The organism is Listeria rocourtiae subsp. hofi, from assembly GCF_963575615.1.
In the GTDB taxonomy this organism is placed as follows: Bacteria; Bacillota; Bacilli; order Lactobacillales; family Listeriaceae; genus Listeria_A; species Listeria_A hofi.
Genome location: NZ_CAUYTL010000010.1, coordinates 65979 through 80173 on the forward strand (window position 1 = coordinate 65979; position 14195 = coordinate 80173).

At 39.3% G+C, this 14195-nt stretch carries 16 protein-coding genes; 9 read left to right on the top strand and 7 right to left on the bottom strand.

The annotated features are described in order from the left end of the window. The first annotated feature begins 16 nt into the window (after positions 1-16). Positions 17-1075, top strand: a complete 1059-nt coding sequence (locus tag R8925_RS06600; RefSeq protein WP_430535103.1) for a hypothetical protein — start codon at positions 17-19, stop codon at positions 1073-1075. A gap of 243 nt (positions 1076-1318) precedes the next feature. Then, positions 1319-1954: a CPBP family intramembrane glutamic endopeptidase gene (locus tag R8925_RS06605; protein ID WP_430535104.1), complete on the top strand. Its 636-nt coding sequence runs from the start codon at positions 1319-1321 to the stop codon at positions 1952-1954. 50 nt (positions 1955-2004) lie between these two features. Here the strand turns inward: R8925_RS06605 and mreBH are convergent, their stop codons facing one another. The 6 genes from mreBH to R8925_RS06635 form a co-directional block, all read right to left on the bottom strand. Then, a complete protein-coding gene (gene mreBH / locus R8925_RS06610) occupies positions 2005-3012 on the bottom strand; it encodes a rod-share determining protein MreBH (RefSeq protein ID WP_430535105.1) in 1008 nt (335 codons plus the stop codon). A 189-nt stretch (positions 3013-3201) separates the two neighbouring features. Continuing rightward, the gene (mreB, locus tag R8925_RS06615; protein WP_430535106.1) at positions 3202-4248 is read right to left on the bottom strand and encodes a rod shape-determining protein; all 1047 of its coding nucleotides are present in this window, start codon (positions 4246-4248) and stop codon (positions 3202-3204) included. Positions 4249-4390: 142 nt separating this feature from the next. Beyond that, entirely contained in the window at positions 4391-5650 is a 1260-nt protein-coding gene (locus R8925_RS06620) for an MDR family MFS transporter (protein ID WP_430535107.1), read from the bottom strand. Between the two features lie 92 nt (positions 5651-5742). Further along, the gene (locus R8925_RS06625) at positions 5743-6975 is read right to left on the bottom strand and encodes an aminopeptidase (RefSeq protein ID WP_430535108.1); all 1233 of its coding nucleotides are present in this window, start codon (positions 6973-6975) and stop codon (positions 5743-5745) included. Positions 6976-7286: 311 nt separating this feature from the next. Then, positions 7287-7598, bottom strand: coding sequence for a hypothetical protein (locus R8925_RS06630; protein ID WP_430535109.1), 312 nt, complete (start codon positions 7596-7598; stop codon positions 7287-7289). A 288-nt stretch (positions 7599-7886) separates the two neighbouring features. Continuing rightward, positions 7887-8342, bottom strand: a complete 456-nt coding sequence (locus R8925_RS06635; protein WP_430535110.1) for a flavodoxin — start codon at positions 8340-8342, stop codon at positions 7887-7889. 273 nt (positions 8343-8615) lie between these two features. Here R8925_RS06635 and map point away from each other — a divergent pair, with 273 nt between their 5' ends. After that, entirely contained in the window at positions 8616-9374 is a 759-nt protein-coding gene (gene map, locus R8925_RS06640; RefSeq protein ID WP_430535111.1) for a type I methionyl aminopeptidase, read from the top strand. Between the two features lie 133 nt (positions 9375-9507). After that, the gene (locus tag R8925_RS06645) at positions 9508-10305 is read left to right on the top strand and encodes an AAC(3) family N-acetyltransferase (RefSeq protein ID WP_430535112.1); all 798 of its coding nucleotides are present in this window, start codon (positions 9508-9510) and stop codon (positions 10303-10305) included. Here R8925_RS06645 and R8925_RS06650 read toward each other — a convergent pair. Continuing rightward, the gene (locus R8925_RS06650; RefSeq protein WP_036072699.1) at positions 10292-10513 is read right to left on the bottom strand and encodes a DUF1128 domain-containing protein; all 222 of its coding nucleotides are present in this window, start codon (positions 10511-10513) and stop codon (positions 10292-10294) included. The two genes, R8925_RS06645 and R8925_RS06650, sit on opposite strands and share 14 nt — an antisense overlap. Before the next feature lie 87 nt (positions 10514-10600). Here R8925_RS06650 and R8925_RS06655 point away from each other — a divergent pair, with 87 nt between their 5' ends. The 5 genes from R8925_RS06655 (at position 10601) to R8925_RS06675 (ending at position 14182) form a co-directional block, all read left to right on the top strand. Then, positions 10601-11464, top strand: a complete 864-nt coding sequence (locus R8925_RS06655) for a YihY/virulence factor BrkB family protein (protein WP_430535113.1) — start codon at positions 10601-10603, stop codon at positions 11462-11464. A 25-nt stretch (positions 11465-11489) separates the two neighbouring features. Next, positions 11490-12863: a 23S rRNA (uracil(1939)-C(5))-methyltransferase RlmD gene (gene rlmD / locus R8925_RS06660; protein ID WP_430535114.1), complete on the top strand. Its 1374-nt coding sequence runs from the start codon at positions 11490-11492 to the stop codon at positions 12861-12863. 16 nt (positions 12864-12879) lie between these two features. Next, the gene (locus tag R8925_RS06665) at positions 12880-13002 is read left to right on the top strand and encodes a hypothetical protein (protein WP_430535115.1); all 123 of its coding nucleotides are present in this window, start codon (positions 12880-12882) and stop codon (positions 13000-13002) included. Between the two features lie 106 nt (positions 13003-13108). Then, positions 13109-13360 (top strand): GNAT family N-acetyltransferase, encoded by a 252-nt coding sequence (locus R8925_RS06670; protein WP_430539415.1) that lies wholly within the window; start codon positions 13109-13111, stop codon positions 13358-13360. Positions 13361-13516: 156 nt separating this feature from the next. Next, a complete protein-coding gene (locus R8925_RS06675; protein WP_430535116.1) occupies positions 13517-14182 on the top strand; it encodes a VanZ family protein in 666 nt (221 codons plus the stop codon). The last annotated feature ends 13 nt before the right edge of the window (positions 14183-14195 follow it).

The following is a 14195-nucleotide window of genomic DNA, read 5'->3' on the forward strand; positions in this document are numbered from 1 at the left end:
GAGAGGAAGGAACAGATTGAAGAAATTGATACCAGTATTTATGGGAATATTACTTCTAGTCGGGTTAGCGGCATGTGGCAAGGAAGGCATAGACAAAGCTCTGAGCGATAAATCATTGACTATGATACAAAAGGTAAAAACAGATTTAAAAGACTATCAGTTAGCGTATGTGAAGGATGACGATGATAGGACCGGCTTTCTTGAATACTACAAAGATTCGAACAAACAGGATATCTCAAATATACAACTGGACTCCGCACTTAAAAAACAAGATTCCAAAGTGAAAATCAACCTTATGAATGGTCTAGATGGTCTGATTGCTATGGTTGAAATTAGTGATACAAAACTTGCAAAAGAGGCAACAGAACTCGTTTTGTTGGATAGTAATAAAGAAGTTGATGAAGCAATTGGCGTCTCTTTAACAAATAGAAGCGAGGTAAAGGATGGAAAAACAGTCGCTATTGTCGCAATTCCGTCCGTTGATGCCAAAACAGCAAGCGGCTTAAAACGCATTGAGTTACGCAATGATTCCAATGAGAGTGTTTACCAAAATGACTTAGATTCGAGTAAAATAAAAGCACAAGCACCATCCGAGCGAGCGAAAAAAAATGCCTTTTTCCCAAAAGTTAATAAATATATAGCTGACAAAGGTTGGAAAGTAATCAGTAGCGCAACACAAAAAAAGCAAATCTACACGGCAATTTTACGAGATAAAGACGGTTCTTATCACTTAGCTGAATTCACATATCCAAATAATAAGCTAGTTGTCAAAGAGACATCCAAAAATAACAATCCACAATCAGATGATGACCTGTCTTTACTACAATTACAAGGCAATAAAAATCAGTATGTCGGCGTTGTAGCAGAATTGGAAACGATTCTCAGCAAAGGCACGACAGTCGCTTTAAAAGCAACTGACGATAAGGAATATACACAACCATTACACACCGGCTACAATGACAAAAATGCTTTAATCCAGCTTACAAAAAAAACAGAAATGACAATGGACACAATTTCTACAGTAACTATCAAAGACAATAATGGCGATGAGCTGTATACAATGGAACTCAAATAAATAAAAGGTTGGCCTGAGGTTTGCTAAAATTCCTCTTGTCAGCCTTTTCTATAGGGGGGAAATATAAGGCAATGCGACCTAATTCACATATCTGTTTGATAATCTTCTTTTGTATAATTAGAAACGTAATTGAGACCAACATTCTATCACGATTTGCATCGGATTAATAAGGGTAATGAAGAAAGAAAAAGATGTAACATCGGTGCAAGATAACCTCTCAATTTATTAAAAAGGAGTAAGAAAATGGGGAATTCACTGGTAAACAAGAAGCAGGGTTATTTAATTATACTCAGCGCTATATTAGTAGGCGTAGCGTATCAAATGCTACCTTTAACAATGTTGCAAACAGATTACTTGGAAATCATCAGTGCATTTTTCAATGGATGTATCATGCTTATTGTACTCTACATTCTACTTAAGGCAGAATTTTTAGATTGGTTTCAGCATTTTAGCGTAAAGTGGTTGCTGATAGGTATTCCATTTTTAGTAGTTGTCGGAACTGTTGCGGGTAGCCTTTGGTCAGCGATTGCTGGAGGAGTAACCGAGAATGATGTGAATAGCGTTCTGAGCTGGGGGTACGTCATTAAAAATGTTTTATTCATGCTATTAGGTGAGGAATTGCTATCTATTGGCATTTTATACGCCGCTTGGAAAAAATTGAACTGGAAATTCTGGCAAGCAACTCTTTTATGCTCAATCCTATTCGCTCTATGGCATCTGCCATCATATGATTATAATCTATTGCAGTGCTTAGTAACGATTATTCCGAGTCGGATGGTTCTCAATTACTTATTTAAAAAGAGTAACTCTATTTGGGTTACATGGATTGTCCATATCGCTTTTGATCTTATCACTTTTCTACCAATCTTATTAAAATAAAAACCCAAGAAAAACAAGTCGATTTAGGCTTGTTTTTCTTGGGTTTAGTGTTAATTAATTTTTTTGGATACTTTGTCAATGTACTCAAGCGACATACCAGTTCCAATAGCCACGGACTCTAAAGGGCTCGGTGCCATATGTACAGGAACATCGATTTGATGAACAAGCCATTCTTGGAACCCATGTATTAGAGAACCACCACCAGTTAAAACGATACCACGATCAACAATATCACCGCTTAACTCAGCTGGGCATTGCTCTAATGTGACACGAACTGCTTCTAAGATACGTCCTAATGTCTCTTCTAATGCTTTTTGAATTTCGGTAGACGTGATGGTGAGAGTCATTGGTAAACCCGTCAGCAAATCGCGGCCGCGAACATCTAGTGTTGCCTGAGTATGTGGAATTGGCGCGTAACCAAGCTCCATTTTGATGCGTTCGGCCGTTGCTTCCCCAACAAGAAGATTATAATTTTTGCGGATATGTTGGATAATTTCATCGTCCATATGGTCGCCACCAGTTCTCACAGATGTACTCGTTACGATACCTCCATAGGAGATGATGGCAATTTCACTCGTTCCACCGCCGATATCGACAATGACATTCGCAATCGGTTCATCGACTGGTAGATCTGCGCCAATCGCTGCTGCAACAGGTTCTTCGATAAGCGTGACATCTTTTGCGCCCATTGACTTCACTGCATCACTGATTGCTCGGCGTTCCACAGAAGTCGCTCCAGTTGGCACACATACGACAACATTTGGCCGTTTCACCGAACTACCAACAATTCCTGTGACCCGACGCATAATCTCGCGTAATAGACCAGTTGTGATATCAAAATCAGCAATGACACCATCTTTTAATGGACGAACAGCAATAATATTTGTAGGGGTCTTCCCAATCATTTCTTTTGCTTCTTGACCAATGGCAAGCACGGACTTGGTGTGAATATCCATGGCGACTACAGAAGGTTCATTCAAAATAATTCCATTTGACTTATTGTACACTAGTATGTTTGCGGTACCAAGGTCGATACCAATCGTTGTATTACCAAACATTTTTTACCCTCCATATTTCCTTTTTCATGCTTTTATCGGCACAGTCTCTAGTATAAAGTAGTTTTTCAATCATAGGGGCTTATAAAGATAATGATATAAAAAGGTAATATAGGAATCGCATAGGAATCGGCTTTCACTCAGAAAACGTAAATCGCATGTAAAGATTTTAATGAAAATCCAGTATTTCACTCAAGAGAAAAATGGTAACTTGAGTCGTGACGTTGTTAGTTCAAAATCACCTGAGAGTGCACGTTGACTGTAATAATGAATTCGACCAGTTCCAATAGCTATGGATTCTAAAGGATTGGGATCGAGAATAACTGGAAAATCAACTTGTTTTGTTAACCATTCTTTGAAACCATTTAGTTGTGACGCACCCCCTGTAAAAATAATACCTTGATCCATAATATCACCGCTTAGTTCAGCAGGTGATTGCTCTACCATAGCGTGAACCATTTTAATGATTTTGGCTAAAAACTCTGTAAATATCGGCTGGACCTCAGTGGAGGATACTTTTATGATTGTTGGCAGTCCGGTCAATAGGCTACGGCCGCGAACTTCCATAGATTTCAAAATATGAGGACCTGGTGCGTAACCGATTCTCTGTTTCAATTTTTCGGCAGTTAAATTACCGATTAATAAGTTGTGTTCGTCACGAAAGTATTGAATTATATCGGCGTCAAGAGAATCACCAGCAGAACGAACAGACATATTAGCCAAGATTCCTCGATATGAAACAATTGAAATCTCTGTTGTGCCAGCCCCCATATTAACAATCATGCTGGATATGGGTTTATTGATAGGGAGTCCCGCACCAATAGCAACAGCAACTGGTGCTTCAACAATCGTCACGACTTTGATACCTGTTTCAAGAACGGCATCACGAATAATATTCCGTTCTACAATCGTTGCACCAGCGGGGACGCTTACACTGGCAGCCGTTTTACGAATTGAAATATTAGTGAGTCGAGCTACCCGATCTAAAACAGTTTGTAATAATTTTACTGTATTATCAAAATCCGCAATAACGCCATCTTTTAGCGGTTTGATGGCAGTTAAAGTGATAGGTGTTTTTCCGTACATTTGCTTTGCCGGGTTTCCGATAGCGTAGACTTCTTTTGTCTCAGCATCTAAAACGACGACAGCAGGTTCATTAAAAATAATTCCCCGCAGTTCATTGTAGACAACAATATTCGATGTTCCCAAATCGATTCCAATTGAAGAATGACTAAACATAAGCACACACCTTGCTTTCCTTTGAAATTTTAAAGCAGATTGACTTCTTAATGACATAATTGCCTTAAAATGGGGAAGATAAACATAAATGCTGAAAAAACGAAAAAAGCTATGCGTTTTAAGCATAACTTTTTTTCATAATCTAGTTAGCGCGTTCTTGCTTTTCATAGAGACTATACATGTAGAAGTATATAAATCCACTAATTACCGCTAGCACCGCGATTGTCATAAACGTTGCAAAATAGCCAATGAGTGTAGAAAGCGTAATCGCGAGCGGGGCAATCACTTTTCCGAACGTATAACGAAGCCCAGCAGCTGAGAAGTACATCGCGCGCTTATTATCAGGTGCTATTTTGGCAACGAAGTTCTGTTGGATTCCGACTGTCATTAGCTCTGCAAAACTAAATAAAATAATCGCTAGAATAGCTCCCCATGGACCAGTCGTGATCCCAAAAAGCAGAATAGCAATGCCATATAAAAAGGAAGAGTTCATGAAAACTAGTTTTTCACGATATCTGCTCATCATCCGAGTGAAGAATACGGTCAATAGAGCCACGCAGAATCCGTTGATAGAGACTATAAAGCCGAATAATTGTTCTCCGGTAAGCTGTATCCAGAAAATCGATGAATCACCAATAACTTCTGTAATGTAAAGCGGAAATAATAAATCGAGTTGCATGAAAGATTGAGAAATAATGACACCAGCAATAATATACAAGAAAAAGACCTTATCTTTAAAAATAAGCTTGTAGTTACGCAACTGCTCCATCAAAACTGTACTGATTTTTTTCTCACGCTGTGCCTTACGTAGCTCTTTATCTAGAGCCATCGGAGCAGTTTCATGACCGAATTTTGTTAGTAGAATTAAGAGGAGCAAATCAGCAAGGACGATTGCGAGCAGCGTCTGAGCTGTATAAGTATTAAATACAAGTGCCCCAATAATTGGCCCGATAACGACCGCAATATTAATCATCATATAGAAAATCGAATACACATGGCTTCGATGCTCTGGCTTCACAACGTCTGCAATCATTGCTTGGCTTGCTGGCTGATAAAACGACATAAAAATACTGGCAACCATAAATCCGAAAAATGCAATATAAGGCGAATGAAACATTGTTGTTGCAGCAATCGCAAAAATAAGGAAACCAGCACCTTCTCCTATAACAGAAATACTCATCATCCTTTTTCTACCATAAGTATCCGCAAAATAACCACCGAGAAGAGCAGTAATAACAGATAGAGCTTGCGATAAAATAAGTAACAGACTTGTGGTCTGCCGCCCAATTGAATCCGAGAAATAAATCGTTAGAAAGGGAAACACCGCCCAAAACGAAATATCGAGCAAAGCTTCCCCGAATAGTCGCACTTTGAGATTAATATCCCAAGTCTTAAACTTCATAATTAAACACCTTCTTCGTAAAAAAAGCCCAGGAAACAATTATTCCATGGGCTTCGTTATTAATTAGTAAAAAATAATCTTATCAAAAGATACTAAAATGCCCAGTCACCGTTACGGAATACAGGAACTTTCTCGCCAGTTGCTGTAATGCCATCAATGTTCATTTTATCAGAGCCAATCATGAAATCGACGTGTGTCACGCTTGAATTCACACCGGCTTGCTCTAATTCTTCACGACTCATATCTTCGCCGCCTTTGATGTTAAAAGCATAAGCACTACCAATTGCTAAGTGATTGGATGCATTCTCGTCAAATAGCGTGTTGTAGAACAAGATTCCTGACTGTGAGATAGGTGATGGATTTGGCACAAGTGCAACTTCGCCAAGGTAATGAGAACCTTCATCTGTTGCCACCAAATCTTTCAAGATATCTTCTCCTTGTTCAGCTGCAACATCAATGATACGTCCGTCTTTGAACGTGATTTTGAACTTATCAATGATATTACCCGCATAGCTAAGTGGTTTTGTACTAGATACGTAGCCGTTTACACTGTTTTTCTCTGCACAAGAGAAGACTTCTTCGGTAGGCATATTGGCCATGAATTCTTTTCCTTGCTTATTAACGCTACCAGCACCAACCCAAACGTGATTCTTAGGAAGACCAATTGTTAAATCAGTACCAGGTGCAGTGTAGTGTAGTGCACTATATTGCTGTTCATTCAAATACGTAGCTTTGTTATTCAGTGTTTCATCATGGTTTTTCCACGTTTGAACTGGATCAGCTGTATTGATGCGCGTTGTTTCGAAAATTGTTTCCCAAAGTGCAGGGACTTGTTCAGATTGTGGCAAATCTGGGAATACTTTTGCAGCCCAACCTTCAGATGCGGCGCCAACAACTGTCCAACTTATTGTGTTGGATTGAATCATTTGACGGAATTCCTCTAATGCTTGTCCCATTGCTTTTTGACCAGCAGCGATTTTTTTGCCATCTACACCTTTTAGCAAGTCCGGATTATCAGAAATTACAGATATAAATACAGCATTTTCGTGTGCCAATTCGATGCGTTCTGCAGCACGGTGAATTGGTGCCTTCTCGAAAATATCTATCGGTGAGTTCTGGTAACGGAGTAATGTTACTTTTTCATCAGCCCAATTAATAATAACATCGCTTGCTCCAGCTTCATAGGCCTTCTTCGTAATCAAACGGCTTAGCGGCGCGCTTTCAATGGAACTATTGATTACTACTTTCTGATTTGGTTGAACGTTCACCCCAACCTTGACAATTAATTCCGCATACTTTTCCAACTTTTCATTAAATGTTGCCATATGTAGCACCCCTCTTCTATTCAATAAAAGCATTGTATCTTAAAAAAACACGTAAAGCAACTGTTTGCGATGTCTATTCAAACCAATGCTGATGCATCTTTTCTAAAAAATTCTTACTAAGCGGTAACAGCGAACATTCAGGCAATAAAGCATCAACTTAGCAATACGGACAAAAAGCCGTATCCTCAATTTCTATCCAGTTCATAATCTCTGCTGGCGAAAAAATCTCAAGGCAGTAAAAACAGCCACAACGCCGAGCTTTAGCTAGCCATATTTTATTACTAGAGGCATATTTATGAGCACGCCTGACATTACTCAAATTCAATCTCCGATAAAGCCTCATCCATTGATTCTAGAATATTATATTTCACGAAATAATCCAACCAAGCTTGGCGTAAATCAGGAGCATCACGTTTAATTGACGGTTTAATTTTATCATACATCGTTTTCATAATATCTTGCCACATCGCATTCACGGCGCGATCTAGCTTCGTTTCCTTCCAACGTTTGGCTGGCGGACGTTTTTTATTTTTCTCGTTTTGGAATTCAAGAGCTTTTTGATAAAAGCCATCTTTGCTCGCTAAGTTTTCAGACATATAGGCAGAAAATTCATTGAAAGTCATCGTAACACTCCTTAAAAATTGTAGGTCAATTAACAGTAACATATCCTCATCAGAGCGTCTACTCCACAATGGCAGAGCAAAATTAGATTATACAGCGCGTTTCTACTTTTTCATTTGCCAAAGCTTTAAAGAAATCATTTTTTATAAAGCACAGTGAATATCTTGTATCGACTGGTAGGAAAGGGGAGACAGTTCCTAATTTGAAAATATAAAATACCATTTTAAAACTATTTTGGCTATCAAAAAAATGCCTATCTATCAACATGATAGGCAGGCATTTTGGGAGATTTAATTTAGATTTTCGAGTAACGCATCGGCAAATGTTTTCGCATAGGCTTCCGCACGAACGACATCATCTTCATCTGGATCTAAATCTACTTTAAGGCCTTCTACGGGTACTGTTGCGCCTTGCTCTTTCAAGCGTTTCTCAACAAGATCAACCGTCAAGCAGAACTCATCGTAAAATGTATCGCCTGAGCCAAAAGAGGCACATACTTTTCCAGAGAAGTCCACATCAGACATATCTTCATAGAAGTCCACAAATTCGTCTGGAAGTTCGCCATCATCATACGTGTAGCCACCAATTAGCGCGCCATCGTATTCTAGTAATTTTTCAGGTTCAACTGAGATACATTCCTCAATATCCACCTCAATATCGTATTTCTCTAACTCTTCGCCTAGGATATCTGCAATTTCTTCTGTATTACCAGTCATGCTGGCATATACAATCATTACTTTTGCCATTATTCACATCACCATTTCTTTCTTTAAAGTAATAAGTTCATACGCTAAAAAAAGCACACAAGCGAATGCCAAATATGCTTGTTTCATCACTCACTAATACTTCCATTATAAAGAATTTCAGGAAAACTGCAAGAAATTCCGCCAAATTTAGCAAAAACGTTATATTCATGCTTTCAAAATGAGGCGAATAAAGCTATAATAGTAGAAGTGAGAATTTCTGGCTATGACAAAATTAAGTGAACTGGATAGCTAGAAAGAGAAGGGATGGAAAAAATGATTACATTAAAATCAAGACGCGAAATCGATGAAATGAAACGTGCGGGAGAAATCCTAGTTGCGACACATAAAGAAATCAAAAAGTTAATCAAGCCAGGGATTACGAGCTGGGACATCGAGGTATTCACAGATGAATTCCTACGCAAACAAGGTGCGACCCCTGAACAAAAAGGTTTTGAGGGCTACGAATTTGCAACATGTGCGAGTATCAATGACGAGATTTGTCACGGCTTTCCACGTAAAAAGGTTCTAAACGAAGGTGATATTATTACGGTAGACATGGTTGTTAATTACCATGGCGCACTCGCCGATTCTGCGTGGACATATGGCGTTGGTCAAGTTTCACCAGAAGCCGAGCGTTTGATGGAAGTGACACGCAAGTCGATGTACCTTGGTATTGAACAAGCGCAAGTTGGAAACCGCATTGGCGATATCGGTCATGCAATTCAAACGTATGTAGAAGCTGAAAAATTGGCGGTAGTTCGCGAATTTATCGGCCATGGCATTGGCCCAACATTGCATGAAAAACCAGAAGTTCCGCATTTTGGCGCAGCAGGAAAAGGCCCACGTTTGAAAGAAGGCATGGTTATCACAATTGAGCCGATGGTAAATATAGGCGGTTGGAAAGCTAAAATGGATGATAACGGTTGGACGGCACGCACAGCTGACGGTTCACTCTCAGCACAGTACGAACATACAATTGCAATCACAAAAGATGGCCCAGAAATTTTGACATATCAAGGTGAAAATGATTAATTGAGTGTTTTGCAGGTTATTGAAAAGTTTTATATATAATTTTTCACGAAACCTCAGGCACTGAAATATGGAGGTGTGTTGCTAATTGGTGCAACACACCTAAGTTTTTTTCAGTAAACAAGGGAGAATGGTTATGGGAGAAAAAAGAGCGATTCGTAAAACGAGGAAGCCTCATACGGTCACATCGATTTGCAAGGAATTACATAATCAAGGAATTGCAAAAGGAGATACGGTAATATTACACTCTGCACTCGGTCAAGCTGGATGGGTTTGTGGAGGCGATGTTGCGATTATTAAAGCTTTTCAAGAGGCAGTAACAGAATCAGGAAATCTGGTGATGGCGACACAGAGTACGAACGTATCAGACCCGGCAAAATGGCGAAATCCAGCAGTTCCCAAAGATTGGTGGCCAGCGATATACGAAGAAATGCCAGCGTATGATCCGGAAGAAACACCAACTTTTTTTATGGGTATAATTCCAGAGACATTCCGTAAAATGAAAGATGTTAAGCGAAGTTCCCATCCGAAATACTCTTTTTCTGCATGGGGAAGTGATGCGGAGTTTATTACAGAAAAACATGCGCTTAACTTTGGATTTGGTGAGCAATCTCCACTTGCACGTCTATACGAATTGCATGCCAAAATTGTCTTGTTTGGCGTTGATCATAATAAAAATACATCACTCCACCTTGCCGAGCACCGCGCCAAAACATTCCGAATTCAACAGGAAAAGTCACCAGTTATGGTGAGAGGCGAAAAAATTTGGCAAAGCTACGATGAGATAACCTCAAATAGTGAGGATTTCATTGCTATCGGTCATGATTATGAGCAAAAAATAGGACACCAGCCTACGACGATTGCTGGTGCCCCTACGAAAATTTTTGAGATGCGCGGCTTGGTAGATTATGTGAGTGGGGTTATTTCCGAATAGTACTTAATTCTTCCGCAAAAAGTTGCATTTCGCGCATGCTGATATTATTTTTGCGGTGAATAAGGGAATAAATATCAAGTAACGAATCATAATGGATGGCTTCTAGCGTCAGGTTTTCAAAGACAGAAGCGTTGACCATCTTTAGTTTTGCAGTAATTTCATTTAACATATACGTCATATTTTCTTGCGTTGGATTTTCTAAGTTCATGCGAGACACTCCTTTTCAACTTTCAAAAATTGTAGCATATAGTTTGGAGTGACGCCACAATTAGCGTCTATTTTAAGAAGAAAGGAGATGCAGATGTTAAAAAAAATACAAGATATTCGCCTCGTTCGCTTTGGCATGATTGTTGGGACTCGGTTTACGAAAAATGATGTATCGGGTAGCGCCTCGCAATTAGCGTATTATATGCTCTTTTCTATTTTTCCAATCTTACTAATTGTTGCTTCGCTGTTACCGTACTTCAATATTGACCAAGACCAACTATTTACGACAATTAAACAGTTTGTTCCAGAGCAAATTTATGAATTTATTAATAATAATCTGGATCAACTTCTAAATAATAATTCAAGTGGTGCGCTTTCACTTGGTATCATTGGTACGCTTTGGTCGGCTTCTAATGGTATGAATGCAACGACGAAAGCATTGAATAAAGCCTATGGTGTTAAGGATCGTCGAAATTATTTTGTGAAACGACTTTTGTCGATGGTTTTTACATTAGGCATGCTCGCAGTTGTTGTTGTGACACTTCTCCTCGTTGTCTTTGGCCAGCAAATTGGGATGTTCATTTTTAATCATCTGAATGTTTCTCAAGATACGCTAGATATTTGGAATAATTTTCGCTGGATTGTGACAATGGCCGTTATTTTTATTGTGTTTTCCTTTATTTTCTGGATTGCGCCAAATCGGAGAAGTACATTGTTTAGCATTTTACCGGGCGCGATTTTTTCCACAGTCGGTTGGGCAGCAGCGTCGATTGGATTTGCCTATTACGTGAACAATTTTGCCAACTACTCAGCAACGTACGGGAGTATTGGTGTCATAATTATTTTGATGTTATGGTTTTATTTAACAGGAACGATTTTGATGATTGGTGGCGAGATTAATGCCACACTCAGCATATTACGACAGAAAAAGCTGGTCGGGGAGATAAACTAATCTTGGCCATAAGGAGAGAATTATTTTGAGTGAAAATCCAGTAACAGAAGGTCAACAATTTCCGCTGACGATTAAACGGATTGGTATTAACGGCGAAGGGATTGGTTATTTCAAGCGGTCCGTTGTGTTTGTAACCGGAGCCTTAACAGGAGAAGAAGTCGTCGTGGAGGCAACAAAAGTTAATCCACGTTATACAGAAGCAAAAATCCGTAAAATTCGTAAAAAATCACCACACCGTGTCACACCACCATGTCCAGTTTATGATGCGTGTGGAGGTTGCCAGCTACAACACTTGTCGTACCCAGAACAGTTGAAAATGAAAAAAGATCTTATCACGCAATCTCTTGAGAAACATACGCGTTTTTATCCAAATCAAATCAAGATCCACGACACTATCGGTATGGGAAATCCTTGGGGTTACCGCAATAAAAGCCAATTTCAAGTGCGAGAAGTTGATGGTGAGGTCGCAGCAGGTCTATTTGGCGCTGAAAGTCACGAGTTAGTTCCAATCGAAAACTGCGTGGTACAACATCCAGATACAGTGAAAGTAACTAATTTTGTTCGAGATTTATTGGAGGAACTTGATATTCCAATCTATGAAGAACAGCGAAATAGCGGTATCGTTCGCACAATTGTCGTTCGGACAGGAATAAAGACAGGTGAAATCCAACTAGTGTTTGTCACAAACAGCAAAAAGTTAACACGTAAGCGCGAGTTAATTGATAGAATCCAAACGGCTATACCAGAAGTTGTTTCGATTATGCAAAATATTAATCAGGCAAAGACATCTTTAATCTTTGGAGAAGAGACAATTTTCCTAGCTGGGAAAGATAAAATGACTGAGAAGCTCGGCGAAATCGAATTCGACTTATCCGCACGTGCCTTTTTCCAATTGAACCCATCACAAACGGAGAAGTTGTACCGCGAAGTAGCGCGTGCTATTCGTTTAACAGGTAGCGAAAAGGTTGTTGACGCCTATTGTGGTGTCGGTACAATTGGCTTATCCTTAGCGAAACGCGTAGCAGAAGTGCGCGGTATGGATACTATTGCAGAATCAATAGAAGATGCAAAAGCGAATGCAACTCGCGCAGGAATAACAAATATCACATTTGAAACTGGAAAAGCGGAAGAAATTTTCCCAAAATGGATTAAAGCAGGTTTCAAACCAGATGCTATTGTGGTTGATCCGCCGCGTGTTGGTTGTGAGGACCAATTACTGCAATCGATTTTACGCACGAATGCCAAGCAAATTGTTTACGTATCATGTAATCCATCCACCCTTGCTCGGGATATCCAGGTTTTAGCTAAGCGGTATAACGTAAAATATATTCAACCGCTAGATATGTTCCCGCACACCGCGCATGTGGAAAGCATTACAGTTCTAACGTTAAAAAATTAATTGAGGAGGGCTTCATATGAATGTTCACTTACAACCATTCAAAAAAGAAACCGCGCAGATTGAAGCCCTTAAGAAATATAAGCTGACAAACGATGAATTTTCAGCGCATCCTGTTGAAATGTTAGAACAGGCGAGCTAGACGTATAGCTATCATTGCGTTCTCGTTTACGATAAAGAGGAAATTGTTGGTTTTTTCGTTCTGGATAGTGGTGATGATGTAACGACTTATACGATGGAACAATGCATTGCTTTTACGGGGATACTCCATCGATTCGAGTGTACAAGGTAGGGGATACGGGGCCAAATCTCTAGCTGAACTCAAAGCTTACGTACGCAATAATTTTGAAGGGGTTTCTACCGTTGTGCTAGCTGTTAACAAACGAAACATTCCTGCGCAAAAACTGTATTTAAAAAGCGGATTCATTGAAACCTCACGTGTTGTCTTAGGTCCACGCGGGGAACAATTTGTTTACGAACTAGGGATAGAAGGAACATAAATAGAGAACGGGGAAATGCACAATAGTCCTCGTTCTCCATTTTTGAATCACCTTGCAATAATGTAAGGTCGGATAGCGCCAAGAAAGCTTTTCATTGCTTGCGTTATTTGTTAAACTAAGGAAGACAATAACTCCATAAGAAAGCGTGGCAGATTTATGAAAAATGACAAAGCTCGGTTTCTGGTTCTCTTGATTCCGGCTATATATATAAGTTATGGTATATTTTTAGCAATCGATTTTGGTAGCCGTGCAGAGCTGATTAATGTTATTGTAAATGGCACAATTCTTGGCGTAGTTTCGTTTTTCATTATCTGGAAGGCGAAATTAAGAAATGTAGTAGCTGTGATTTGGCTTGCTACTTTTGTTTTATACTTATTTATTTTGCATCATCTTGTTACATACATTTCAGCGGGCGATATATTGAGAAGTACTTACACCGGAGCATTTCATATTCAGCACGAAATGGTTAATCTTGAGCCGTTCACGACGATTGAAAACACTGTTCATCAGACACTACCGACGATGCCAACTATTATTCAACTTCTCGGAAATGTTTTATTACTCGCACCGCTGACCTTTTTTCTACTTTATTTTCAAATTACCAAAAAGATTGGCATGACACTTTTGACAGCCTTACTCGTTTCAGTGGGAATCGAGCTCATTCAATTCCTCCAAACGACAGTTATTACAGGTTTTAGCGGTATTACATTACCAGAGAATCGTTCGACAGATATAGATGATATTATTTTAAATACGCTTAGTGGCTTGCTAGGAATTCTAGCAGCTTTATGTATCCCAAGTGTGAGAAAGCGCAAAAAATGAAAGGGATTGGTAT

What these genes read in the sequence shown, in the direction of transcription:
- R8925_RS06655 (WP_430535113.1), top strand. Translation starts at nt 10,601, where the DNA reads ATGCAGATGTTAAAAAAAATACAAGATATTCGCCTCGTTCGCTTTGGC.
- mreB (WP_430535106.1), bottom strand. Translation starts at nt 4,248, where the DNA reads ATGTTTAGTCATTCTTCAATTGGAATCGATTTGGGAACATCGAATATT.
- map (WP_430535111.1), top strand. Translation starts at nt 8,616, where the DNA reads ATGATTACATTAAAATCAAGACGCGAAATCGATGAAATGAAACGTGCG.
- R8925_RS06620 (WP_430535107.1), bottom strand. Translation starts at nt 5,650, where the DNA reads ATGAAGTTTAAGACTTGGGATATTAATCTCAAAGTGCGACTATTCGGG.
- R8925_RS06625 (WP_430535108.1), bottom strand. Translation starts at nt 6,975, where the DNA reads ATGGCAACATTTAATGAAAAGTTGGAAAAGTATGCGGAATTAATTGTC.
- R8925_RS06645 (WP_430535112.1), top strand. Translation starts at nt 9,508, where the DNA reads ATGGGAGAAAAAAGAGCGATTCGTAAAACGAGGAAGCCTCATACGGTC.
- mreBH (WP_430535105.1), bottom strand. Translation starts at nt 3,012, where the DNA reads ATGTTTGGTAATACAACGATTGGTATCGACCTTGGTACCGCAAACATA.
- R8925_RS06665 (WP_430535115.1), top strand. Translation starts at nt 12,880, where the DNA reads ATGAATGTTCACTTACAACCATTCAAAAAAGAAACCGCGCAGATTGAA.
- R8925_RS06635 (WP_430535110.1), bottom strand. Translation starts at nt 8,342, where the DNA reads ATGGCAAAAGTAATGATTGTATATGCCAGCATGACTGGTAATACAGAA.
- R8925_RS06650 (WP_036072699.1), bottom strand. Translation starts at nt 10,513, where the DNA reads ATGAACTTAGAAAATCCAACGCAAGAAAATATGACGTATATGTTAAAT.
- R8925_RS06605 (WP_430535104.1), top strand. Translation starts at nt 1,319, where the DNA reads ATGGGGAATTCACTGGTAAACAAGAAGCAGGGTTATTTAATTATACTC.
- R8925_RS06630 (WP_430535109.1), bottom strand. Translation starts at nt 7,598, where the DNA reads ATGACTTTCAATGAATTTTCTGCCTATATGTCTGAAAACTTAGCGAGC.
- R8925_RS06675 (WP_430535116.1), top strand. Translation starts at nt 13,517, where the DNA reads ATGAAAAATGACAAAGCTCGGTTTCTGGTTCTCTTGATTCCGGCTATA.